Raw genomic sequence first — 25,425 nt, forward strand, 5'->3', positions numbered from 1 at the left:
AAAAATGCTTGAGTCCCATTTAGTAGCGGGGACCTGCTTGTGCTCCGTTTTTGCAAGTAGGCGGGATTAACTCACTTTGTTCGTTGGACCTAATGGTAAGCTTGTACTTATTTCAAGTATTCAAGTCGGACTATTATTTACCTAAAATTTAACCTAACCACCCTTATCTATCCAAACTTCGGTACTGAATCGCTTCACTGATATGGTTGCCATCGACGTTTTCAGAGTGTTCTAAATCAGTGATAGTTCTGACGACCTTATTGTTCAAGAGATAATATTTGCTCTTAATCAATTATAGACCCTTTTCAATAAAGCTTTACCTTAATTAACTTAAACAAAGGGATTACCCTGCTTTTTTAATCAATCGTTTAATTACTGTGGCGCTGTCACTGGTAATCTTTACAAGATATACGCCATCATCATAAGCGTTCATGTCTATGGGGCTATCATCGCTTCGCCGCTCCTCTATAATCAATCGGCCGTTGACATCGTAAACCCGTACATGACTCGCTGTGGTCAATCCTTTAATTCTAAAACTCGTGCTCGCAGGATTCGGGTACAGCAGAATAGGGCTGTCTGTAATCTTTGTTATCCCCAAGGTATCCACGCCCGCTTCTGAACAGTCATAGGTATCGTTAGTGATCTGGACGCCAGGTGTGTTGGTACAATCTGCCGTGGCCGCACCACCACAGGCCGTAAAGAACTGGTCCTGAAAAATACCATCGCTGTAGAAACACATCCCTGCATCTTCGCTAACATCCGTATAGCGGATCTTGATATGGAACAACACCTTTGGTGTCGAAGTGATCTGCAGCTCCGGTGCTGTCTCCAGTCCGGTAAGACCAACGTTTTGCTGAAAGGACAGTGACACCCTTGAAGTGATGTTGTCGTTCTCTATAAAATCCCTGTAGGCCGGTGAAAAGGCCCCAAAGCTATAGCCCAGTATGGACCCATCGGGTTGGCTGTACTCTATGTTACCATTGGCGGATATATTCTCGCCAAAGGCCGCTGTAGCATAGTCCAGGTACACCTGGCCAGAGCCCACGTAAAAGTCTGTTGTGCCCGATATCACAATATCGGCTTCGTAGTAGTCATCAATGCCATCATTGGTGATCTGTGCATTGGCAAAGGCCAAGGTTACATCGGTCGATAACTGCTCTGTGGGGGCGTTAGGCCTGTCAAACTGCTCCCCCCGTCCGATGTTGGGACTGATCAGTACATTCACATCTGTATTCTGGATCTGGGTATTCAGGTCCATATCGCCATCCTCATAGCCCGAACCACCAATGAGTTGTACTACTACATAAGCATCCGTGTTTTGGATCTGCGCATTGGCATCATAGTCGCCCGTGTACATCCCATACCTGCCGTTGGCCAACAGCACTACCGCACTGCTGCCCCCTTGGACCACGGAAGGATCTGAGGACAGATCAACCCCGGTCTCGGTACCGCTCAAGCTTACTGCTGTACTGCTCATAATCCCCACATGGTTGCGGTGTTTAATTACTACATAATAATTGCCAGAAGAAACGGATTCAAATCTTACAGGTGCTGATCCATCAACATCTACCACATCACCATCGCGTTGTAATAAGGCTGAACGCCCTGCTATAATATTGGTATCATCTGCAGCATCACGTAATTCTACCCAAACCCAATCTACAATGTTGTTATTAGGCTCTACTTCTGAAAATGCATTAGCGTCAGCTGATAAGTCTCCATATGGACTATTTATTGGTAATAGACTTGCCACACGTAAATCGTCACGCATCCAACTCTCCTGACCTGAATTTGGATTTAATGATGCGCCATTCAGGTATACTTTTGGAGATACTAATATACCTGAACAACTTAGACCACCATCGGTGATCGTCCAGTTGTAGGTGTCAATAAGCTCCTGACGCGCCGCGGCTCCAAGACAATACTGGCTGCTCCCGCCAAGAAAGTTCAGATTCGTTGGGATATGGGTCTCCCCGGTACTGGTGTCCAAGGTGCTCCAGCCCATTAACAGCGCATCGTAGTTGGCCGTGGACAGGGTCACACTCGAGAACATATTCCCTGCTCTGTCACTTTCAAGGCTACTGATGTCCCAATCGCCTATATCCTGGTCAAAGGATATTGCACCAGCAAACATTGCGTTCATCCAAGTAACCTTTGATACGTCCCAACCACCAATATCTTGGTCAAAGGCTTCCGCACGAAAGAACATTGCATGCATGCGCTCTACACCCGAGGTGTCCCATCCGGTAATATTCCCATTGAAGGCCTTGGCTGCAGTGAACATATTGGCCATACTAATCACATTGGCCGTGTTCCATCCAGAGAGGTCCTGATTAAAGGCCTGAGCATTCGAGAACATGCCTTCCATATTGGTCACTGAACTCACATCCCAGCTCCCTATGGGCTGGTTGAATGCCAGAGCGCCAGTAAACATAGAGTTCATGCTCGTGGCACTGGTCACTGTCCAACCACTGATATCTATATTGAACGGTTCTGCACTAATGAACATAGCGTCAAAGTCTTCCACATTGGAGACGTCCCAACTACTGAATGCAGCGGTTCCCGTGAGCGCAAAGCATCGATAGAACGCATATCTCATGGAGGTGACCCCCGATAGGTCCGGAGCGTCCGGAGCGGTAACGTCCAGATTGTAGCACCCTCTAAAGGCATCTTCCATAGAGGTCCATTGGATGTCGCCCCATTGGGCAACATCAATGATCTTTTGGGAATCACCACTGTTATTAGAATTCTGAAAACTAAAGTAGATCCTGGGAAACGTGCCGGCTATCCTGACGGTCACCTCGCCTACGGTCTCATAGGTATGCGAGGGAGAGGTATCCGTGTTGAAGGCCTGCACGGCAGTACCATCACCCCAATCCACATAATAGTCATAGGTCTCCCCCGCAAAGGTGGGGATGGTGATCGTGTTGTCATCGGATGCCCCGGGGTTGTCCGTTCTCCACACCGTTGTAAAGCTGGTGGCAGGGTCGATCGTGAAAGCTTTCAGCACCACGTCATTACCGTCCCCACCCACATAGCTAATAATGCTGGCATAGCCTCCTATGTTGACGATGCTGCCCTCGGGATGGCCCATGAAGGTCCCTATCACGGCATCTGTTCCATCATTGTTTATGAGGACCATCTCTTGGTCTTCATCCGTAATGACAAAACTCCCCGTAGGCTCAAAGTCCACATCGGCCAATTCTACGGTTCCCATGACAGTCACGGCATCAAAATCCGTATCATTGTCAATGAACGGTGCAAAATTTGAGTTTTCATTGGATGACGTGAATAATTTCAAATTCCCATTGATGGTTATGATTCCTGCAGCCCCATCGGTACCGGGATTTAGCGTTGCTCCATTGCGGATGTCGACGTCACCGATAATAGTTCCGGCACCTTCTAGAGAAGTGCCCAGAAAGTTAAAGTTTGCTTTGTTAAGGACGTTGACCGTAGACCCCGCAGCGATTGTAAGTGCATCGAAGAAAAAGTTTAATGCTCCAAATGTTTGTGTATGGTCCGGTGTATCGATGAGCACCTGTACATTCGAGATCCGGGTCGTGGCTCCTGAAACGGCCGTATACCTAAACGCTCCTGTAAATGCATATGCGCTCACACTGTCTAGAATTAATGTCCCGCCATTGTGATTAATTTGCGCTGGGTTGTTGATATCTGTTGCGGTCTGGTTGATTGCGCCAATTAAACTACTATTGGAAGCAATCGTAAGATTGGTGGCCCCTGTAAGGATAAATGTATCGGCCGTGACAAAAACAGCATCTGTATTAATAGCCCCCAATTCTAAGGCATCCGCATCTTTGAAAACAATCGCCCCTACCAAGTAGTTTGATGTATTGGAGCTGAGCTTATTCACATTATTAGGAGCCGTATCCAAAAAATATACGCTATTATCAATTGAAACGGCAGATTCCAATGTAAGTTCGTTGGTAGTGATCACCGCACTAGCCACCTGTTCTACAAACTCTCCCCGTATGACCAAATTAGAATCACCCGCGGTGGTCACTGTATCTGTAAAGTTTATATCTCCTGCCGAATATAGATAGTTGGTATCCGTAAGGGCATCTCCCGAGGCAGCAATGGTCCCGAAGGTAAGATTACCACTATTATTGGCCCTGAAATCGATCGTGTTTCCCTGTAAATTGACCACGCCACCGTATGAACCACTCGTGCTTACGATGTCGGCATCTCCCGTTATGGTGAGGTCACCATCTATCTCTATGGCCCCCGACTGCACATAGTTGCTTATATCATTGATCACAATGCCATTGGTCGAACCCGTGAGCACAAGATCGTCGGCAATGGTGATGCTGTTGGTGCCCTGGCGCCCATGGAACACTATGCCGTTGGTGATAGCATTTATCGGGACGCTCACCACGGTTCCCGTATCGCCATCGTACGACAGTGCGCCTCCCGAAAGCTCCACGGAGCCATTAAGGCCACTGATGTACAGAACGGTGCCGTCATCCGATATGGACAGTGTCACCTGGTCATCATCGGTGAGGGTATTCCAGTCCTCTATGATAAGCTCCCCCTGATCGAGGCTGACCCTCGTCTCAAAAGGGTTCTCAAATACTGTAACGTCGAATGAGTAGGTAAGGGTCGTGCTGCCACTGCTGACCTCGAAGGTATTCGTGGTGGTCCCCACCTCGAATTGAGAACCAGAAGGAAGCCCTGCTATTTGCACGGGCTGGGAAAATACCGGGCAATTTATATTAAAGGTATTTATATCATATTCATAGGTCGGCAACGGGGCTCCGCGGTTTATATAGAGCGTCACGTCCTCTATTTCCGTTATGGGGGGAAGGATGGTCACGGTCGTGCTGCAGGTACTGGAAAGTCCTTCATCCGTGCTGATCTCTAGCGTGATATCCTGGTCGCCTATGTCTGTACACTGGAACCGTATCGCCGTATCTGAACCGTTGATGGTGGCACTAGTGAATGGGCCCTCGGCCGTATCGGCCAGGTCCCAGAAGCCCAGATCCACCTTTCCATTCTGGTCGTTCGATTCCAGGTAGAACACCAGGTTGTCCTGGCAGCTTACCTGAAGCGGTGCGACTCCAACGCCCTTGGCGTCAAAACTGTACGTCGGGTCATCCAGGTCATTGCTGTGAATCGTTATGGTGCCACTTTGTTCCCCTACCGAGGTCGGAGCAAAATTGACCGTAAATGTCGTGCTGCTCCTTGGGGAGATATTGGCTTCATGGCCCCCGATCGTGAACTGGCCGTCGCTGCTCGTTATACCGGACACCGTCAAAATATTGCTCCCGGTATTGGATATGGTGTAGGTCTTGCTCCTGGAGGTGCCTATCGTGGTCTCTTCAAAATAGGCGCTTACAATACCGGTGTCCTCATCACAGACATCCGTTAGGCTCACGCGAAAGACGGCATCCCAGTCATGCCATAGGAAATGGACCCCTCTGGGGTAGTCTTCCGTCGCATAGAATGCAAGCCCCCAATCGGTAGTGTCCGGATCGCTGATGGCAAAGGTATATACATGGTCCTCTTCCAGGTAAAGTGTCTCGTCAATGGTTATCGTATTGAACCTGCTCAGGGTCCCTGCAAGGCTCTTGGTGTAGATCACCTGTCCGCTAACACCTTCGCCTCGGTATATCTTCAAGGTGGCGTTCTGGGGGATCTCATACCCATTGTTCGGATTGTCGATCAGCTCGAAATACAGGCTCTCCATGGTGCCCGAGCTCTCCGGCGAAAAGGATTGCCACTGGGTATGATACCCATTGGGCGTAAGCCAAAATAAGGAGTGCACATTATCGATGAGCTCAACGTTTCCCGAGGCACAGTTGTCCACCGCTATCTCTGGGGCCCGCACATGGACCGTCATCTCGTGCTCGCAGGTCACGGTGCCGCCAAACGACACCAGTCCTATCTTTTGGGTGTATGCGCCCGAGGTAAACGTCTTCTCCTCGCCTTCGGCAATGCTGCCGTCGTCATTTAGGAATTGGAAGCTGAAGTTCTCTATCAACGGGGTAGAGGTCCCTGTCATGTTCACCAGGTCTTGAGCGTTGAGCGTAATCGTGGGGGTATTCAAGGTAACGCTCACCTCGTCCTGCCATTCAAACTTTGGGTATATAATTACTTTATTTGTAATTATATCTTCAGAAGAAACAACAAATGAAGGTGATATTAATATAATGTTATACTCAACACCTTTTTCAATATAAGCATTTGCAGCTGATTCGGTAGTTACATTTTCGGACGAATAGGGAATGCTAAAATCCCAAATTCCTTGATCTTCGTTGTATGTTACTAATCTGGCACCACAAGCAGAACCTAATAGTGGATCCGCTACTACATTTAGCCATACATGATCGGATGCAGAACCGCATTCGTTGTCATTTAGGGTTACAATATCATTGATTTCGACTTCTGGAACTGTAGATAGACGACATCTTACCTGAAATTCCACAAATCCGTGACCAGGAGAGGCTGTATTACCGTTTTCTATAATTGATGACCATTGCGCATAATTGGTATTTGCATAGCTTCCACCGCCACCGCCGCCAGCGTAGTGGGGACTCATGATACCGCCACCGCCGCCAGAATAACCGCCGCCGCCACCGCCGGCTCTACCATTGAAGTTGGTAGTATAACCACCGCCACCGCCAAAACCAAAAGTTCCAGAACTATTACAACCACAACCTACATCTCTAGGCCCCACAGTACCTATGGGTTCTCCACTAGCACTTAAAGCACCAAGATAGCCATCACCTCCTCTTCCGTAATCATCGTTATTCGTAGCATCTCCACCATTTGTTCCGTTGTTCTCATTAGTACTAGTCCCTCTGCCCCAGTAGCCTGCTCTAGTAGCTCGTCCAGGGCGAGCTAAACCTAGATCATTAGAAGTAGAAGCTCCACCACCACCTGCGACTGCTAGAACAGTCCATTCGGTTGTAATGGGATGTCGAAAAGCCAATCCTGTTCCTCCACCACCAGCTCCCCAAACGTCACCTTCTCCAAGAATAACCCTAAATGTAGCCCCTACTGGAATTTCGTTTGGACCTGAACCGATATTAACCATTAACTCTACAGTAGCGCCTTCTCCGCCTCCATTATCATCTTCATCGCCATCTGCACCTTCTAGCCTAAAATAAATAACTTTGCCGTCTAATGCGGGTGTTACTGTATAATTTGTAACAGCATCCACCCATGGACTGCTTGAACCGTTCGGATAATTTACGTTTACAATTTCATTGGTATCAGCAATATCAACATAAGTTTGCGCTATAGCACAAAAACTAAAAGAGAATAGGCCTACTATTGAAAATACGACTGAGCTCTTAAGACTTTTTTTCATAATTATAAGGGGTGTTTAACTGAATTATCAAAACCAAAAGCAGTTGATTTTTTATCTTTACATACTTTCTAACAAAATTCTATTAATTTGTACGTATAGGAAATACTAGCAAGTACTTATTATATAAGTAGTGTTACTTATATTGAGTGTAGTCTTTCTTTAAGAAACTTTTTAAAAAACCTCCTTTATCGGGATAAAAAAGAAAAGACTCAAACACACTAACAAAATTGTGGTTCACTCCGATCATTTTTGCGACTTGATGTTGAGTAACCTCCTATCTATAGGCGCACCACGTAGTTCATCGTCTACAGTCAAAATCTCCTTCGGACACCAAAATACTGGGTTTTAGCATTCTTAAATTAAAGGGGAAAATGAGGTGCAAAACGTAGAGGTTTCGGAAATTTCTAAAAAAGGTTATGGAATATTCAAATACTTATGGGTCTGAAGCGAGACTTTCCACTTCGGGTTCGCCATGACATAATCTACAATAAGGGGCATCACTTTTTCGCGTTTGCTCCACTCGGGTTGCAGATATAAAATACAATTGTCATTGACTTTAGATGCCTGCTCTTCTGCAAATCTTAAATCGTCTTTGTTATAGACAATACATTTTAGCTCATGAGCTTTGTCATAAATCTCTTCTTTGGGAAGCTTTACTTTTTTTGGTGATAAGCAAATCCAATCCCATAGGCCCGTTAATTTATAAGCACCAGAAGTTTCGATATGTGTTTGAACCCCTTTTGCCTTAAGCTGTTCTGTTAGAGGCCCCATATCCCAAGTCAGCGGTTCACCGCCTGTAACGACAATCGTATTACTATACTTCACTGCATTGGCTACAATCTTTTCAGTTTCCGTTGGTGGATGTAATTCTGCTAGCCAACTTTCTTTAACATCACACCAATGACAACCCACGTCACAACCGCCAATCCTTACGAAATAAGCCGCTGTACCCTTATGGTAGCCCTCGCCTTGAATTGTATAAAATTCTTCCATCAAAGGCAATAAATGGCCTTGATCTATTAATTCTTGTCGTTCTCTTCTCGTCATAGGCGGCAAAGATAGGTCTTAAAGTTAGAAGTACGAAGTTCGAAGTCACTGAATTTACTTGGCTGCAATCACATCAATCTCAATATTTGCCTCGCCAGCTAAACCAGCAGCTGCATAGGTCGTCCTAGCAGGTTTTTTAGTAAAATAGGTGGTATAAACCGAATTAAACGCTTTAAAATCATTAATGTCTTTTAAAATAACAGTACATTTTACCACATCATCTAAAGACAGGTCGTGATGCTCTAAAACCGCTTTTATATTTTCAATCACTTGTTTGGTTTCTGCTCCAATACCGCCAGATACAAGTGTGCCTTTTTTGTGGTCCTTACCGATCTGACCGGTTAAAAACAAAAAACCCTTAGTTTCAACAGCATCACTAAAAGGCACATTGGCCCTACTGGGTTCGTGCGATTTATGGAATATAACTTCTGATTTTACATCATTGCAAGATTGAAAACTTGCAATAACTAACAGACCTAATATTAAGAAAGAAAACTTCATAGATTAAGGTTTTAAACTCGACAAGATCATCGCCATTTGAATATAATAAACTCACCTAGAATTTCTAGGACTTTTGCATTATAGGTCGCTTTGATACGCTCCGAGGTAGTTTACCAAAATTACATTATTTTTATGCAAACTTTCTAATCGATGACGAACTCTGAAAAATTCATAAATGATATTAACAAAGGTAACACCTTTAAGGGCGACTATATCAGCTTGGGTGCTGCGATGCTTGAAGGGGAAACTAAGACAAATACTTACGTCAATGTCCCTTTAAAGACCATGAACCGTCATGGCTTAATTGCAGGTGCCACAGGAACTGGAAAAACAAAAACTTTACAGGTATTGGCAGAAAACCTATCCGAAAAAGGCGTTCCGGTATTGCTTATGGATATTAAAGGCGATTTAAGTGGTTTGGCTAAGCCAAGCCCGGGACATCCTAAAATCGATGAACGTCACGAAAAAATAGGACTTCCTTTTGAGCCTAAATCCTTTCCCGTTGAGATTCTCACGCTTTCGGAACAGGATGGGGTTCGATTACGAGCTACCATCAGTGAGTTTGGCCCAGTATTGATTTCTAGAATCTTAGGCGTCACCGAAACACAAGCTGGTATTATTTCCGTCATCTTTAAATATTGTGATGACAATGCCTTACCACTTTTAGACCTAAAGGATTTTAAGAAAATGCTACAGTATGCCACTAGTGAAGGCAAAAAAGAATTTGAAGAAGCCTATGGACGCATCTCTACAGCCTCCACAGGAGCCATCTTAAGAAAGCTTATTGAAATAGAGCAACAAGGAGGTGATCTCTTCTTTGGGGAAACATCTTTTGACACGCAAGATTTACTGCGAATTGACGAAAACGGAAGAGGCTACATCAATATTATTAGACTCACTGACATACAGGATAAGCCAAAACTATTTTCAACCTTTATGTTGAGTTTATTGGCCGAAATTTATTCGACCTTTCCTGAGCAAGGGGATAGTGGTAGACCAGAACTCATTATGTTTATAGATGAGGCGCACCTCATTTTCAATGAAGCTTCTGATGCGCTTTTAAATCAAATTGAAAGTATTGTTAAGCTGATTCGTAGTAAAGGCGTTGGTTTGTATTTTGTGACCCAAAATCCGACGGATGTTCCCGAAGCGGTTTTAGGGCAATTGGGATTAAAAGTGCAGCATGCCTTGCGAGCCTTTACAGCAAAAGACAGAAAAGCCATAAAGTTAACAGCTCAAAACTATCCTGATACGGCCTACTACGATACAGCCGAAGTCCTAACCTCTCTTGGTATTGGTGAAGCCTTAGTCTCTGCTTTGGACGAAAAAGGAAAACCCACACCATTGGCAGCAACGATGATGCGGGCTCCAATGAGTCGTATGGATATTTTAACCGAAACCGAGCTCAGCAATTTGTTAGCACAGTCGCAATTAGCAAAAAAATACAATACAGTCATAGATCGTGAAAGTGCTTACGAAATGCTGAATGAAAAAATAAAGCAAGCCGAGGCCGAAGAAGCTAAACGTAAGGCCAAAGAAGAACAAGAAGCGCTCAAAAAAGCAGAAAGTAAGCGACGATCGAGTTCTGGCAGAAGGCGAAGCAACCGACAAAACCCAATTGTTAAAGTACTGTCGAGCCCAACAGTTATAAGAAGTGTTTTAGGAATCTTGACGAAAATGCTTAAATAATTAACCCTAAATCTATACTAATGAAACATAGTTTATTGATACTCCTAATTTGTGCTATACTTTTAACGAGTTGTTCAAAAGACAAAGCCCCAGATCCCTTTTTAATCGAAAAACACCATATAGGATTATTGACAGATTCTACACAAGTCAAGGATTTGGATGCTGTATTTAGCAATGACTCTGTGGTACGCTACATTGCTGGTGATGAATTTACAGGTTCTGTGAATACGATTGAAATTTTTGACAAAGGAGGAAAAAAGCTTTTAGACCTCTCCCCAAAAGAAGCCCTAGATTCTACTTCGGTTATTAATAGCGTGCGGATATACGATGAACGTTATAAGACAGAAAAGAACATCTCTAAGCTCAGTACGTTTAAAGATATAAAAGACGTTTATAAAATTTCAAAAATTGATAATTTAATAAATTCCATAGTGGTATCAGTCAATGAAATTAATGCCTCATTCACCATTGATAAAAAAGAACTACCAGCTAGTTTAAGATTTGATATGGACATGACCATTGAGCCTATACAAATACCGGAAAAAGCAAAAATCAAATTCTTTATGATACATTGGTGAGCCTACGCCAAGGCTTAGGTTCAGAAGCATGACCCTAGGCTGCGGCCTATACGTAGAAGCCAAGGCCTCGGCTTTTACCCAATATTCAAAAGCGTTTTAAATTATACAAATACCTACATGACAACCAAAAAAAAATATACAATACAGACCTCTCCATTTGTCGTACCCACGGATGATGGAAAAATTATAAGGGAACATTTTGGTTTAGTCAGTGATGGCAATGCTGAAATCAGTATTGCGCATATGGTAGCACCTCCGGGTTGGAGTGAGCCTTTTCAAACTCCAGAATTCGATGAATTTACATTCATTATTAAAGGCAAAAAGCAATTCATTATCGAAGGTGAGACTTTGGTCCTTGAAGCTGGACAGTCTATAAAAGTCAACAAACATACAAGAATACAATACGCTAACCCCTTTACAGAACCTTGCGAATATATAGCCATTTGCTTACCGGCATTTTCAATAGACGCTGTACATAGAGAAAATCCATAGAATGAGCAGTTTTGTCATAAAATCCATAGGCAGCGCCTTAAATGCTACCAGTTTCATTTCATCAAAATACGCCTCAAAAAAGGCCTTAAATTTATTTGCTTCACCGCGCAAAGGTCGATATACGGAAACGCAGCGAAAAGTTGTGAGTTCGGCCTTATTCGAGGAAGTTGATTTTAATGACACCACGATTGCCACCTATCGCTGGAATGGTAAAGGAAAAACCATTTTATTGACACATGGTTGGGAAAGTAATGCATCGCGATGGGACTACATATTAAACGATTTAAGAGCACAAAACTATAATATTGTTGCTTTAGATGCCCCAGCTCATGGGCGCTCAAGTGGAAAACGCTTCAATGCTGTCTTGTATTCGGAATGTATTAATGTCATTGCTCAAAAATTTCAACCTGAAGTGATTATCGGTCATTCCGTTGGCGGTATGGCTAGCGTCTTTTTTATGCATAACTATCCATTAGATACCGTAAAAAAAATGGTTTTGCTTGGCGCACCAGCGCATTTTACTGGTGTGTTCTCAAGATATAAAGCTTTAATGGGCTACAACAAGCGTATTTCTAATGGATTGGACAACATCGTACTAGAGCGATTCGGTCAACCTGTAGACTATTTTTCTGCTGCTAATTTCACTAAGTCTATCAAGGCCGCAGGACTAATCATTCACGATAAAAATGATAAGATTATTCCTTATGAAGATGCTTTATTGTTTGCCAACCGCTATGAGAATTCTGAATTAATTAGTACGACTGGTTTTGGTCATGGGCTAAAAGATGCCTCTTTAACACCTAAGATTGTTGAGTTTATAAATGGATAAAACAACATGAGCAGGATAAGCTATTTCGTTTTATTGACACTGATGTTGATCTTGAATTGTAATTCGAACAAAAGAGACCAATTGGACAATTCTAATGTTATTAGTATTGGAGCCATGAGAGACGTTATGTGGAAAGGTGAGCTAGATGGAAAGATTAAACTAGATACTATTAAAAACAAGTCTGGCCTCTATGGGCTTGGGCCCGAGACCTATTTAAGTGGTGAAATACTCATAAACAATGGGAAAATATTTGTATCACGTGTCGTTACAGATTCGGCTATGGTAGTTGAAGAAAAAGAGAACGTCGAAGCTCCTTTTTTCGTTTATGGGAATGCCAATAATTGGACTGAAATGCAACTACCCAAAACTATAACATCTATCAAGAGCCTAGAAGAATTCATAAACGATAAAACTAAAACACAAAAACGTCCTTTCGCCTTTAAACTTAGAGGTACAATTTCTAGTGGAGTCATTCATGTTCAAAATCTTCCTATGGGCACTAAAGTCGCTTCACCTAAAGAGGCACATCAAGGGCAGGTAGATTATAGGTTAGCACATGAACATGTCGAAATTATAGGCTTTTTCTCAACCGAGCACCAAGGTATTTTCACGCATCACGATTCTTATCTTCATATGCATCTTATCACTAAAGACTTAAAGAAAATGGGGCATTTGGATAAGGTTATTTTTGATGACATGACTTTGTTTCTGCCTAAGTCTTAGGTATTATGTTCATTGTTGTATTTTTACATCATGTCAGATAATTTAGTACGTCTTAATAAATACCTTAGCGAAGCGGGTTATTGCTCACGTCGCGAGGCTGACCGTTTAATCGATGCTGGTCGTGTTACCATCAATGGGGTTGTCCCAGAAATGGGAACAAAAGTAGCCCTCGGCGATATCGTCAAAGTTGATGGCGAAACTGTAGGAGAGCGCAAAAAAGATTTTGTTTATTTAGCATTTAATAAACCTGTAGGTATTGTTTGTACGACGGATACCCGTGTTGAAAAAGATAACATCATTGACTTTATCAATTATCCTAAGCGGATTTTTCCGATTGGTCGCTTAGATAAACCGAGTGAAGGGCTCATCCTTTTAACGGATGATGGTGACATTGTTAATAAGATTCTCCGTGCCAGCAACAATCACGAAAAGGAATATGTGGTCACCGTAGACAAACCGATTTCTCAAACCTTTATTGAGCGTATGGCTGGAGGCATCTATATTGAAGAACTCAAACAACGGACAAAAAGATGCGAGGTGAAAAAAATAGATAAATACACCTTCAGCATTATCCTTACCCAAGGCCTGAATCGTCAGATACGTCGCATGTGCACCTATTTAAACTATGAAGTACAAACATTGAAGCGTATCAGAATTATGAACATTACCCTCGATATGCCCGTTGGGACCTACCGCGAACTCACCGATGAAGAGTTTAAAACACTGAGCAAACTTATTAGTGATTCTAAAAAAACCTTCCAGCCTAGACAAGACCGTTCAAGAAAAAGCAGACGATAAATGACTATTTTGAGTTATATAAAAGCCTATAAAAGGATTATGATCCTTGTTCTCTTCGTGCTCTTTTTAACGGTAACTTTTGAAACATCTCAACAACTATTTTATCTTAAACGTTTTAATCTCAGTGATGATGCCACTTTCTTTTACCTTTTGAAAAATCAGGCTTATCGTTGGTTGATTTGGTTTTTATTATCAGGCTTTATTTTTTGGTACGTTCATTCTAAAAGAAGTCATACGAGACTATCTGCGTCATTAATTTTCAAATATTCACTATTGATTATTGGCTTAGTGATTATAAATATTGTCATCATCTCCATCAGCCAACAAATGACTGGTAGTGATCCTTTTTCAATGGAATTGTTTATAACAGAGTACTTACAGTTCTTTATGTATCAAAAAGCTCCTATGTATACCTTGGGTTATATCGCCATGACGGTTATTATGCATTTGTACTATGTCAATGAACAACTTCATATTAAAATCCAAAACCTATCCGAACTAAAAGTGACTAATACGGAATTATATGAACAACTAAAACGTCGGATTGACGATAAATCTTCAATTCTAAATATCAAGATTGGTAATAAAAGAAAAATTGTACCTGTGACCGATATCCTCTGGATTGAAGCTGATGATTATTGCGTCAAAGTACATACCATAGCTGACGACACTTATACCATGCGCAGTTCCTTAAAAGCATTAGATGAGAAGCTAGACGACAACTTCATAAGGGTACACAGGAAGGCCTTGATAAACGCAGATTTTATTGAAGAACTTTATACATCTTCGGGATCGACCTATTTAACTCTTAAAAATAAGATACAAATACCGGTCTCTAAGAAAAACCTTAGCGTAGTCAGAAAACTTATCAATTAGCATTTCGTTAACTTATTTTACTGCAAAATCGGTACTGTTCTCTGCAAAAACAGATCTAAAAGCATTTTATTATTATTTCTTTGAAAGCATATCAACGCTTATATGTTAAAAAGAAACTTATTAATTATTCTCACAATAATAATTGCTGTACCAAAAGTAAATGCATGTACCTCGTTTTGTTTTTCAAAAAATGGCAAACACTATTTTGGTAAGAACTACGATTGGTTTGCTGAAAGCGGTATGATTATAATTAACCATAAAGGCTTATCAAAAACTTCTGAAGTTCGAAAAGATGGAAATACAATCAGCTGGGTTTCTAAGTATGGTAGTGTTACGTTTAACCAATACGGCAAAGAATTTCCTTCGGGCGGGATGAATGAAAAGGGCTTGGTCATCGAATTGATGTGGCTAAGTGAAACGCAATACCCAAAAAAGGACAAAAGGGCATCTTTAGATGAATTACAATGGATACAGTATCAACTCGACAATAGTGCAACCATCGAAGATGTTATTAATTCAGACAAGCTTATTAGAATAACATCGAATGGTGTCCCCTTGCATTTTTTAGTTGCCGATACCTCTGGCAACACAACAACTATTGAGTTTTTAAATGGGAAATTGGTCGCGCATACTAAAAAGAATATCCCTTTTTCCGTATTAACTAATAGCACTTATAAAAAGTCACTAAATGAGACTGTAAAAAACACAGCCCAAAAACTTGAAAAACCTTCATTCAAAGCTAATTCTTTTTCAAGGTTTGCCACGGCTTGTAAAATGATCGACAATTTTAAAAGAAATGAAAAGGGTAATAGTATAAAAGCGGCTTTCAATATACTCAATAAGGTTAAACAAGGCAGCTTTACTAAATGGAGTATTGTTTATGATATATGCGAACGAAAAATTTATTTTAAATCGTTCTCGAGCAACCAATTAAAAAATCTAGAATTTGATTCAATTAATTTCAACTGTACCGCAGCGCCTTTATGCATAGAATTGGATACAGATTTTAAAGGAAATATCAATAATAAACTTAAAGTATTCAACAATAGAATTAATGCACTTGTCCTTGAAAAATCCATACAACAGAGCGCTAGACAGATTAAATTGAATGAATCTTTTAAAAAAAGAAGGCTAAAATATATTGAACACATTAAATGTCATTAAGATGAATAGAACTATTAAGAACATACTAAACAAAACGCTTTTATTTTTTTCGGTGAGTTTACTTACGTTGTCGGCATGTAAATTACATGCACAAAGCGAATACGAACCTTCTCAAAAGCATCCCTATGGCTTACCAAACCCAGAAGCCCCAGAACAAGTAAAAGATTTTGAACCGATGATTGGTGAATGTAACTGCAAGTCCACAGCTCGAAATCCCGACGGTACTTGGCAAGACACGCAAAACATGGTTTGGAAGTGGAAATACATAATGAACGGTAATGCCGTGCAAGACGAAACCATAAAGGAAGACGGTGGTCATTCGGGTAGCATTAGACAGTTCATTGCAGATAGCAGCAAATGGTATGTGCATTATTACTCTATAAAATTTCCCCCTACAACGCTGCCAACTTGGGAAGGCAATAAAACGGAGGACGGCAATAAAATTGTGCTTTATAGAGATCAAACAGCACCAAATGGTATGGAAGGCTTTTACAGACTTACATTTTATGATATGAGCGAAACAGGTTATAAGTGGGTTGGTGAATGGGTAGACAAGGCTGAAAAAATCACTTATCCAACTTGGAAAATAGAATGTGAAAGAACTTCAAAAGAGTGAATTGGACTGAATCTCACCAAAATATATTGTAGTTAGGGACCTTAACCTTGAGTAAATATTTATAAAACTATACCTTAGTACGTGCTATTTGTTTACATTAGTTTCTTATGCAATCAGCACCATCTTTTGACACTTGGACTTCAGGATTCCTATTTGCGGTCGCCATGGGAATCTTTCTGTTCGTTGTTTTAATAGCAGGCCAAAATAAACGCAATTACCCCATTGCCCTTTTAGTATTAGCCTTTTCAAGCATTCTATTTTCATATGTGCTGTTTTGGACAAAATATCATATACAACTCCCCTACTTTAATACATTTCAATTTATTGGTTACTATGCCGCTGGACCATTACTATACAGTTATCTGCTAAAACTTCATAACATTAAAATGAGATTTTTCTATCTTCATTTTGCATTTGCCTTCCTATCAATTGCTTTGACTTTATTTATTTGGTCTCAGTACATTTTTAATTTTAGCATCTCAGTTGGATCTATAAACAAGTGGTTATCTAATTATATTTTAATTATAGTACACCTTGCCTTTTACCTCTTTTTAATGCTTCAACTCATCAAAAAAAATAATAGAGCGACCACTGAATTTGAAAAAATACGTTTGAAATGGGTCAAAGTTTTAATTGCACTTTACACCCTTTTCTTATGCTGTTACATTTCATATTATATTTTAATAAATTTCTCATTTTTCAATAACCAATGGGATTATATGATATCTATTTCTATGTCAATAGCAATTTACACCATTGGTTATTTCGTTTATAAAGTCCCTCAGATTTTTGATGGAGAGTTTTTTTCTGAGGTGTTCTTGCCTATAGAAAACAAATCGGATAGTTTTGAAGATCATTTGCTCAATGAATTTTACAGTAACCTCATTAACTATATTGAACGAGAAAAACCGTTTAAGGATAATGAACTTCGTTTGGCAAATCTAGCTGATAAAATAGGTTACTCTACGCATCTTTTATCTAAGGTCATCAATAAAAAATCTGGTAAAAATTTTAATACCTTCATAAACGATTATCGCCTCTTGGAAGCCGAAGCGTTATTGCGCTCAAACAACGATGGTCATAATGTAAAGACCATTTATTTTGAGGTTGGCTTTAACAACAAGGTTACATTTTACAAAGCCTTCAAAAAAAAGCATAATTGTACGCCTACAGCGTATAAAAAAAGTAAACATTTATAATTACGGACTTCACATCATCGATTGTCATCTTACTTTGAGCTTATCAATTAATTATCATGAAAACTATTATCCTTGTTATAAGTGTATTACTCTTCCTTAAGGTTCCCGCCCAAAACAACAGCCCATACCAGCCAGATTTTGGGAATAAGGAATACAACAAAGTTATTGCTACCGCTAAAGAACAGCTCAAAGTCAATCCTAAAGATTCGATGGCTCATTATTATATGGCATTTAGTTATGCCAATTTGAATAAGCACAAAATGGCCATAGAGAATTTCGAAATTGCTAAAAAAAGTGGTCTTAAAGGGCCTTATGTACGTTTGTGGTTGGCCAAAAGTTACACCGCAGAAAATCAACCAAATAAAGCCCTCGATGAGCTTGAAGCGTTAGACAGTTTACAGGTTGGTTTTTCTAAACAATTAGAAGACGAAGCTTTTGATGCCTTAAAAGATCATGGTCGTTTTAAGACTATAAAGAAGAGCATCTATAAACAAGCCAATCCCTGTAGGTTTGATGACAATTACAAAAAGTTTGATTTTTGGATTGGAGAATGGGATGTCTATGTACAAGGTCAGAAAGTTGCAGAAAGCAGCATTACACATACCAATGGCGCTTGTGGTATTTTAGAAAATTGGCGGCCTACTAATAGCAATGGCGGAAACTCCATAAGTTATTATGACACTGCAGATCAAAAATGGAAACAAAATTGGGTAGCCAATGGTGGTGTAAGTCATTATGAAGAACCCGAAGATTACACTTATGGAAATATGCAACTCATAGCAAAAGGAGATGGCGTTTGGTATAAAATGATATACATCCATGATAAAACCGAAGATACCGTTAGACAAACCATGGAATCGAGCACGGATGAAGGAAAGGCATGGACCAAGGTCTTTGATGGTTTATATAAAAGAAAAACAGAAAATTTGAATTGATTGATGGTTAGATCAATTTGTTTTGGGCTTGTTAAATTCTATATTTAGCAAGCCTTTTTTGATGTATCTTTGATTTGTTACAATACTATAATCATGTCAAAAATTGCACCTTTCCATTTGGCAATTCCTGTCTCCAACTTAGCAGAATGCAGAAACTTCTATACCAACGTCTTAAATTTTGAAGAAGGCCGAAGTAGTGACCATTGGGTAGACTACAACTTCTTTGGACATCAATTGGTCATTCATTACAAACCTAACCCTGAGGATATTGATACAGAAGAGGCGCTGCACACCAATTTAGTCGACGGAAAGGATGTTCCTGTACCTCATTTTGGTGTGGTGTTGCCCTGGGATACCTTTCATGAGTTTGCCGAGCACTTAGAGTCTAAGGGTATCACTTTTGTTATAGAACCCTATATACGCTTTGAAGGACAAGTTGGTGAACAAGCTACCATGTTTTTTAAAGACCCTTCAGGTAATGCGCTAGAATTTAAGGCCTTTAAGGATTTAAATCAATTATTTGCTAAATAATCTAGCTCCTATTTTTTCTGTGCTGTTCTCTGGCTAAAAGTGTATTTTTAAGAAGCATGGCTATGGTCATGGGTCCTACACCACCCGGAACTGGTGTAATAAAACTGGCCTTTTTACTCACATTTTCAAAATCAACATCTCCTGTTATATAATAGCCTTTTTCTGAGTCGTCTGGAACACGAGTAATCCCAACATCAATGATTACAGCATCGTCTTTTACCATTTCTGCCTTTAAAAAACCCGGTACACCAAGAGCGGTGATAATAATATCCGCCTGTGACGTGATTTGTGTAATATTTTTGGTATGACTGTGTGTAAGTGTTACCGTAGAGTTCCCTGGAAAGCCCTTACGCCCCATTAAAATGCTCATAGGACGTCCTACAATATGCGAGCGACCTATAACTACGGTGTGTTTTCCTTTGGTTTCTACGCCATAACGGTCGATAAGTTCTAAAATTCCAAACGGAGTGGCAGGAATAAAAGTGGACATATCCAAGGCCATCTTTCCGAAATTTGTGGGATGGAAACCATCCACATCCTTATCTGGGTGGACCGCCATTAAAACCTTTTGGGTATTAATTTGCGGTGGCAAGGGCAACTGAATAATAAAACCATCGATATCCTTATTATGGTTTAAATCTTCAATAGTATCCAACAGTTCTATCTCACTAGTTGTGTTTGGTAAACGTACCATGGTAGATTCAAAACCCACACGCTCACAAGCTCTAACTTTACTACCAACATAGGTTAAACTGGCGCCATCATTACCTACAATGACAGCAGCAAGATGTGGGACCTTTTCCCCATTGGCCTTCATTTTATCAACTTCGACCTTTATCTCATCCTTAATCTCCTTGCTTGTTTTTCTTCCGTCTAAAATTGTCATATCTTATTTTTAGTTTTCAGTCGCAGTCACAGTTGCCAGCAGTTTTAAAGATCTAATTACTCAACTTTGACTCCAAACTTCTCTGGATTATTAATCATATAATTTATTAATCTACCAACTTCTTCAACTTGTTTTGATAAATTATTATGTTCTTGTTTTGTGATGTAACTGCATTCATAAGCAAAATCAAGCCACGTACTAGACTCCGAATTCTCTCCATCAGCATCAGTTAGTTTACTTATAAAATGCCTAATATATCTTCTCTTTCTATAAGCTTCAGAAAGATTAGCACAAACCGACCTTGAACTTCTTCTGATTTGATCTGTAAGCGAATACAATTCTTCTTTCGGGAATGCTTTAGAAATTTCAAAAATTGACATAGCTAAATCAAATCCCTTTTGATAAGCTAATAATTTTTTGAAATCCATGAATATAACTTTATTTGATTCTGCTTACTGAATACCGAGACTGCAAACTCAATTATCTGGGCATATTCTTCATCATCTGCATCATGCGTTTTCCGCCACCACCTTGCATCATCTTCATCATTTTGCTCATTTGGGTGAACTGCTTTAACAGCTGATTAACTTCTTGTACTGATGTTCCAGATCCTTTTCCAATTCTTTTCTTGCGACTTGCATTAATTATAGATGGGTTGGAGCGTTCAGCTGGCGTCATGGAATGTATAATGGCTTCAATACCTTTAAAGGCATCATCATCAATATCAATGCCTTTCATCATTTTTCCAGCGCCGGGTATCATTCCGATGAGATCCTTCATATTACCCATTTTTTTGATTTGCTGAATCTGTTTTAAGAAATCATCAAATCCAAACTGGTTTTTGGCAATTTTCTTCTGCAGTTTGCGTGCTTCCTCTTCATCAAATTGTTCCTGGGCTCTTTCAACAAGGGACACTACGTCTCCCATTCCCAAAATACGATCGGCCATACGTGATGGGTAGAAGACATCGATGGCTTCCATTTTCTCACCTGTACCAATAAACTTTATAGGTTTGTTGACTACCGATTTAATAGAAATCGCTGCACCACCTCTCGTATCACCATCTAACTTTGTTAGAATAACACCATCAAAATTTAGAATATCATTAAATGCCTTAGCTGTATTCACCGCATCTTGACCGGTCATAGAGTCGACTACAAACAAGGTTTCTTGAGGTTCAATGGCTTTATGGATATTAGAGATTTCGGTCATCATCGCTTCATCAACCGCTAAACGACCTGCTGTATCTATAATTACCACATTGTGACCATTGGCTTTTGCATGTGCTATACCAGCTTGGGCAATGGCTACCGGGTCACTGTTGCCCTTATCGCTATAAACCTCAACACTGATTTGATCCCCAACCACATGAAGCTGGTCAATCGCCGCAGGACGGTAAACATCACAAGCAACCAATAAGGGTTTTTTGGTCTTTTTATTCTTAAGATAGTTGGCAAGCTTTCCTGAAAAGGTGGTCTTACCCGAACCTTGCAAACCAGACATTAAAATGACACTTGGATTACCTGATAGGTTAATGCCTTCAGCATCGCCACCCATAAGTTCGGTTAACTCATCTTTAACGATTTTAACCATCAATTGTCCAGGTTGCAAAGTGGTCAATACATTTTGACCTAATGCCTTTTCCTTGACTTTATTGGTAAATTCCTTGGCTATTTTAAAATTAACATCGGCATCTAAAAGCGCACGTCTAACTTCCTTTAGGGTTTCGGCTACATTGACTTCAGTAATACTTCCATGCCCCTTTAGAACGTGTAAGGCTTTATCTAACTTTTCACTTAAATTATTGAACATATTTTTCAGTTTTCAGTCGCAGTATTCAGTACGCAGAATCATCACGACTTATTCTAATTTAATAAGATGCAAAAGTACATGAATTTTTTCATTTGAATATTCTAAAACGCTAAATGAAACAAATTTATGTACTAACGAAGTGGTTCCTGAAGTGAAGCTAAATTTTGTGTTTTTTTTAGAAAATTTAGGTTTCCACAGAAGAAATTTAAGAATTTACAAGAGATAAACGCATAGCATATCTATAATTCTATAAGGGTGCAATTGAGAATATTACAAAGATCTCATCTTATTGTGGGATTAACCTGCCTGTCCTCCGTGCAAGACTTCGGAAGGCGGGGCGACAAAGACAGGTTCAGCTTACAGTTTTTTAGGCGCCTTTCAGGCTTTAAAAAACTGAGCAACTGTTCGGGAAATATGTTAAAAAGATCCCGCTATACAGCGGGATTAGTTCAGCTTGCAGCTTTTTATGCGCCTTTCGGGCTTTAAAAAACTGAGCAACGGCTCGGGGCATATGTTAAAAAGATCCCGCTATGCAGCGGGATTAGTTCAGCTTGCAGCTTTTTATGCGCCTTTCAGGCTTTAAAAAGCTGAGCTTCACTAAAAAGAAAAGGGCAGCCTAGCGGTTGGCAACCCTCTTCATCAACTTAAACTTACTAAAAAAATACTAACTTATTTAGCGGTTCATTTTATTATTCACAATTCCTTTCCAATATTAAAAAGTCATTTCCTCGTTGGAGCTGTAAAGCTTCTTCGGTACATTCTACAACTAACCATTCCCCGTTAATGGCCTGAATATTTGGCCCAGCAACGTTAGAGAACGTCAGGACAACACCATCTTCTGATTGCGAGGTGATCCATGTGGCATCAATGGTCTCCGTATCTGTATAGATCACGACAATATTATTGGCACCTTCAAAGTCAAAATTCCATTCCATTAAATTATCACTGCCATTGTAGTTCACGGCATTCCAAATACATTCCATAAGAATACCGTCAACATCTTCCTCAGTACAATAGTTGGTACAATCCTCAACTATTAAATCATGAGTGAATATTTCAAAAATATTTGGATCACCTGCAAGCGAAACTCTAGAGTAAATTGTTTGAGGGTTTGTAGTATTATTAAATGGATTTGGTAATGGATTTGTCTGATTTTCTGCATCTTCAACAGTATGATAAAACTCGTAAGAAACGTCATCATTCGGACAGTTTGAAAATATAAGGTTGAGATCAAATGCTTCTGTGGTGTCTTGAGTTTCATCATCACAAACACTTAAATCATAATTACCAAAGCATTCAAAAGGATTCTCTTCATATGCTTGACATACTAATATGAGCTCTCTATCGCCTTGATGAAAAACTAAACCATTATCATCACATTCAGACAAATACCATTGTCCATTATAATACTGGTCTATAAAAGGAGTGAAATTAATAACTATAAAAATTCCATCCTCATCAGAACTAATATCCCATGTTCCACTATGTGGAAGGTCGCCTTGGTACATAGTGAAAATAGTATTGTCCTCTGAAAATTGAAACGTCGTAAGTGGTGATGTATAACCATCTACCGTAGGTATAATATTGCATGATAATAAATAATCGCTTACTTCTTCTTGAGTGCAATCGTCCTCTCCATCACCCTCACAATCTAATTCAAGTTCCATAGTAAAATGACCATTATCAGTCTCTTTTACAAACTCCAATTCACCGTCCTCATCACATTCATCCAATAACCATAAACCATTAGCCAACGTAAAGGTCTGCAAGCCTTCTATTATTAATTTCTTCCCTAAATCGGTTTCTACCAAGCCCCATTCTCCTTCGTCAACAACAGCTGCATCTCCAGTAGCCACTATCGATCCAGATGCATTAAATGCAAATTGAAGGCTATCGGATAAATCATCACTTTCGTCATAAATCTCTACGTCGAAAGCACATTCCAACAAAATGGCTTCGAGTTCTTCAAGGTTAAGGTCGCAAATATCCTCCTCTTCATCGTCTTCGCAATCATCTTCGGCCGCTTCAATGGCATCAGCCAATTCTTGATTAGAGGTGACCGTTATCGTTTCGCCATTGGCATAAACCAAGGTCACAGGATAATTTAAACTAACTATTAAGGCCTCTTCGTCGTCATCTAATCCGTCTAAGAAGTTGTATAAGGCTTCGTCATTTTCAATGGTGACGGTATCCACAATATCAAATTCAGTATTAAATACAGAAAATGTAATCGGATATACAAAGTCTACACACTCAATAATATCGTCATCAACGCCATCCTCATCGAGGTCACATTCTTCAATAAATGTTTCGAGTTGATCCAAATTTTCAATGATGATTTCTGAATAATCACTAAAGATTATTGTGATCGGAAATACAAAATCAAAAAAGTCTTCTTCATCTTCAAAGGCTTCGAATAGCTCTTCGAGCCCCTCAATGTCTTCTAAAGTTTCTATAACAATGGTAATATCTCCTACTATAATTGTTACTGGCAATTCAATAGAGAAACAGCTAGACTCATCCAAAATATCATCATAAGCCCCATAATTGGCAGTAACACTACTCATAAATGCGGCCACTTGGGAATCGGGTTGGATGATTTCCTGTGTATCGGGATTATTAACGTTTACCTCTTCATCTTGACAAGCAGTGAATGCTAAAAGGGCAAAAAAGGCATAAAGAAATAACTGATTGATTTTCATTTTCATAACATTGGAGCTTTTTGATTTTTATTATACAACAGCCCGTAATTTATTTTTCCTACCTGTTCCTTAGAAAATTTATTTATAATTTGTGAAGCGAAAATTATGAACCGACCTTTACAAGACCATATCTGCGAAGAGCGTTTATTTGAGCGTTTATACGAAAAACACTCAAAAAACCTCTATGATTTTCTATATTACAAATTTGGGGAACGCCTGAATCCTAAAGATAAAGTACAAGATGCTTTTATAAAACTGTGGCAGAACTGTGCAAAGATTTCCCCAGACAAAGCCAAGAGTTTTTTGTTTACCACGGCCAACAATCTAATGCTCAATGCCGTTGCCCACCAAAAAGTGGTTTTGAAATATGAGAAACTCCCTCAAAAAATATCTACTAACGAATCGCCTGAATTTATATTACAGGAAAAAGAATATCATAAAAAGTTACAAAAGGCACTTGCCAATCTAACTGAAGCACAGCGTGTAGCCTTTTTAATGAACCGTGTTGAAGGAAAGCGATTTAAGGAAATTGCAGCCATTTTGGATATATCGACAAAAGCTGTTGAGAAGCGAATTTATGGCGCCTTGAAAGCCTTGCGAGAAGATATTGATGGTTTATAACTTAAGTGAACAACAGTAATCAACATATGCAGTTTTTGAATTTGCAAGCTATGGAAGGTAGGAATTTTTGCTAATTAACTGTTATATAGCTGAAAT

General features: G+C 40.0%; 20 protein-coding genes and 1 pseudogene. 13 read left to right on the plus strand and 8 right to left on the minus strand.

Annotated elements, in window-relative coordinates:
* Positions 1-163: 163 nt before the first annotated feature.
* From ACO052_RS20480 to ACO052_RS20495, 4 genes and pseudogenes are all read right to left on the minus strand, one after another.
* Positions 164-259, minus strand: a pseudogene (locus tag ACO052_RS20480) (ATP-binding protein); the annotation flags it as partial.
* Between the two features lie 84 nt (positions 260-343).
* A complete protein-coding gene (locus ACO052_RS20485; protein WP_422105675.1) occupies positions 344-7,330 on the minus strand; it encodes a BspA family leucine-rich repeat surface protein in 6,987 nt (2,328 codons plus the stop codon).
* Between the two features lie 414 nt (positions 7,331-7,744).
* Positions 7,745-8,377 (minus strand): 7-carboxy-7-deazaguanine synthase QueE, encoded by a 633-nt coding sequence (locus ACO052_RS20490; RefSeq protein ID WP_422105676.1) that lies wholly within the window; start codon positions 8,375-8,377, stop codon positions 7,745-7,747.
* Between the two features lie 54 nt (positions 8,378-8,431).
* Positions 8,432-8,878, minus strand: a complete 447-nt coding sequence (locus tag ACO052_RS20495; protein WP_422105677.1) for a RidA family protein — start codon at positions 8,876-8,878, stop codon at positions 8,432-8,434.
* A 150-nt stretch (positions 8,879-9,028) separates the two neighbouring features.
* Here ACO052_RS20495 and ACO052_RS20500 point away from each other — a divergent pair, with 150 nt between their 5' ends.
* The 12 genes from ACO052_RS20500 to ACO052_RS20555 all read left to right on the plus strand — a co-directional run bounded on the left by ACO052_RS20500 (position 9,029) and on the right by ACO052_RS20555 (position 19,308).
* On the plus strand, positions 9,029-10,567 hold the full coding sequence (locus ACO052_RS20500; protein WP_422105678.1) for a helicase HerA-like domain-containing protein: 1,539 nt from the start codon (positions 9,029-9,031) through the stop codon (positions 10,565-10,567).
* Between the two features lie 20 nt (positions 10,568-10,587).
* On the plus strand, positions 10,588-11,145 hold the full coding sequence (locus ACO052_RS20505; RefSeq protein ID WP_422105679.1) for a hypothetical protein: 558 nt from the start codon (positions 10,588-10,590) through the stop codon (positions 11,143-11,145).
* A 117-nt stretch (positions 11,146-11,262) separates the two neighbouring features.
* Entirely contained in the window at positions 11,263-11,637 is a 375-nt protein-coding gene (locus ACO052_RS20510; RefSeq protein WP_422105681.1) for a cupin domain-containing protein, read from the plus strand.
* A 1-nt stretch (position 11,638) separates the two neighbouring features.
* Positions 11,639-12,466, plus strand: coding sequence for an alpha/beta hydrolase (locus ACO052_RS20515; RefSeq protein WP_422105683.1), 828 nt, complete (start codon positions 11,639-11,641; stop codon positions 12,464-12,466).
* 6 nt (positions 12,467-12,472) lie between these two features.
* Positions 12,473-13,189 carry an acetolactate decarboxylase gene (locus ACO052_RS20520; RefSeq protein WP_422105684.1) on the plus strand — a complete coding sequence of 239 codons (717 nt, stop codon included), beginning with the start codon at positions 12,473-12,475 and terminating at the stop codon, positions 13,187-13,189.
* A gap of 30 nt (positions 13,190-13,219) precedes the next feature.
* On the plus strand, positions 13,220-13,987 hold the full coding sequence (gene rluF, locus ACO052_RS20525; RefSeq protein WP_422105685.1) for a 23S rRNA pseudouridine(2604) synthase RluF: 768 nt from the start codon (positions 13,220-13,222) through the stop codon (positions 13,985-13,987).
* A 273-nt stretch (positions 13,988-14,260) separates the two neighbouring features.
* Positions 14,261-14,863, plus strand: a complete 603-nt coding sequence (locus ACO052_RS20530; protein ID WP_422105686.1) for a LytR/AlgR family response regulator transcription factor — start codon at positions 14,261-14,263, stop codon at positions 14,861-14,863.
* A gap of 102 nt (positions 14,864-14,965) precedes the next feature.
* Positions 14,966-16,027, plus strand: a complete 1,062-nt coding sequence (locus ACO052_RS20535; protein WP_422105687.1) for a linear amide C-N hydrolase — start codon at positions 14,966-14,968, stop codon at positions 16,025-16,027.
* Between the two features lies 1 nt (position 16,028).
* Entirely contained in the window at positions 16,029-16,643 is a 615-nt protein-coding gene (locus ACO052_RS20540; RefSeq protein WP_422105688.1) for a hypothetical protein, read from the plus strand.
* 107 nt (positions 16,644-16,750) lie between these two features.
* Positions 16,751-17,842 carry a helix-turn-helix domain-containing protein gene (locus ACO052_RS20545; RefSeq protein WP_422105689.1) on the plus strand — a complete coding sequence of 364 codons (1,092 nt, stop codon included), beginning with the start codon at positions 16,751-16,753 and terminating at the stop codon, positions 17,840-17,842.
* Positions 17,843-17,898: 56 nt separating this feature from the next.
* On the plus strand, positions 17,899-18,777 hold the full coding sequence (locus tag ACO052_RS20550) for a tetratricopeptide repeat protein (RefSeq protein WP_422105690.1): 879 nt from the start codon (positions 17,899-17,901) through the stop codon (positions 18,775-18,777).
* 93 nt (positions 18,778-18,870) lie between these two features.
* Complete coding sequence (locus ACO052_RS20555) at positions 18,871-19,308, plus strand: VOC family protein (RefSeq protein WP_422105691.1); 438 nt, start codon at positions 18,871-18,873, stop codon at positions 19,306-19,308.
* Position 19,309: 1 nt separating this feature from the next.
* Here the strand turns inward: ACO052_RS20555 and ACO052_RS20560 are convergent, their stop codons facing one another.
* The 4 genes from ACO052_RS20560 to ACO052_RS20575 all read right to left on the minus strand — a co-directional run bounded on the left by ACO052_RS20560 (position 19,310) and on the right by ACO052_RS20575 (position 24,714).
* Positions 19,310-20,194: a bifunctional 5,10-methylenetetrahydrofolate dehydrogenase/5,10-methenyltetrahydrofolate cyclohydrolase gene (locus tag ACO052_RS20560; RefSeq protein WP_422105692.1), complete on the minus strand. Its 885-nt coding sequence runs from the start codon at positions 20,192-20,194 to the stop codon at positions 19,310-19,312.
* A gap of 56 nt (positions 20,195-20,250) precedes the next feature.
* A complete protein-coding gene (locus ACO052_RS20565) occupies positions 20,251-20,622 on the minus strand; it encodes a four helix bundle protein (RefSeq protein ID WP_422105693.1) in 372 nt (123 codons plus the stop codon).
* Positions 20,623-20,674: 52 nt separating this feature from the next.
* On the minus strand, positions 20,675-22,006 hold the full coding sequence (ffh, locus tag ACO052_RS20570) for a signal recognition particle protein (protein ID WP_422105694.1): 1,332 nt from the start codon (positions 22,004-22,006) through the stop codon (positions 20,675-20,677).
* A gap of 689 nt (positions 22,007-22,695) precedes the next feature.
* Complete coding sequence (locus tag ACO052_RS20575) at positions 22,696-24,714, minus strand: hypothetical protein (protein WP_422105695.1); 2,019 nt, start codon at positions 24,712-24,714, stop codon at positions 22,696-22,698.
* A gap of 99 nt (positions 24,715-24,813) precedes the next feature.
* Here ACO052_RS20575 and ACO052_RS20580 point away from each other — a divergent pair, with 99 nt between their 5' ends.
* Complete coding sequence (locus ACO052_RS20580; protein ID WP_422105696.1) at positions 24,814-25,329, plus strand: RNA polymerase sigma factor; 516 nt, start codon at positions 24,814-24,816, stop codon at positions 25,327-25,329.
* Positions 25,330-25,425: the final 96 nt, after the last annotated feature.

The organism is Winogradskyella sp., assembly GCF_965228925.1.
Taxonomy (GTDB): Bacteria; Bacteroidota; Bacteroidia; order Flavobacteriales; family Flavobacteriaceae; genus Winogradskyella.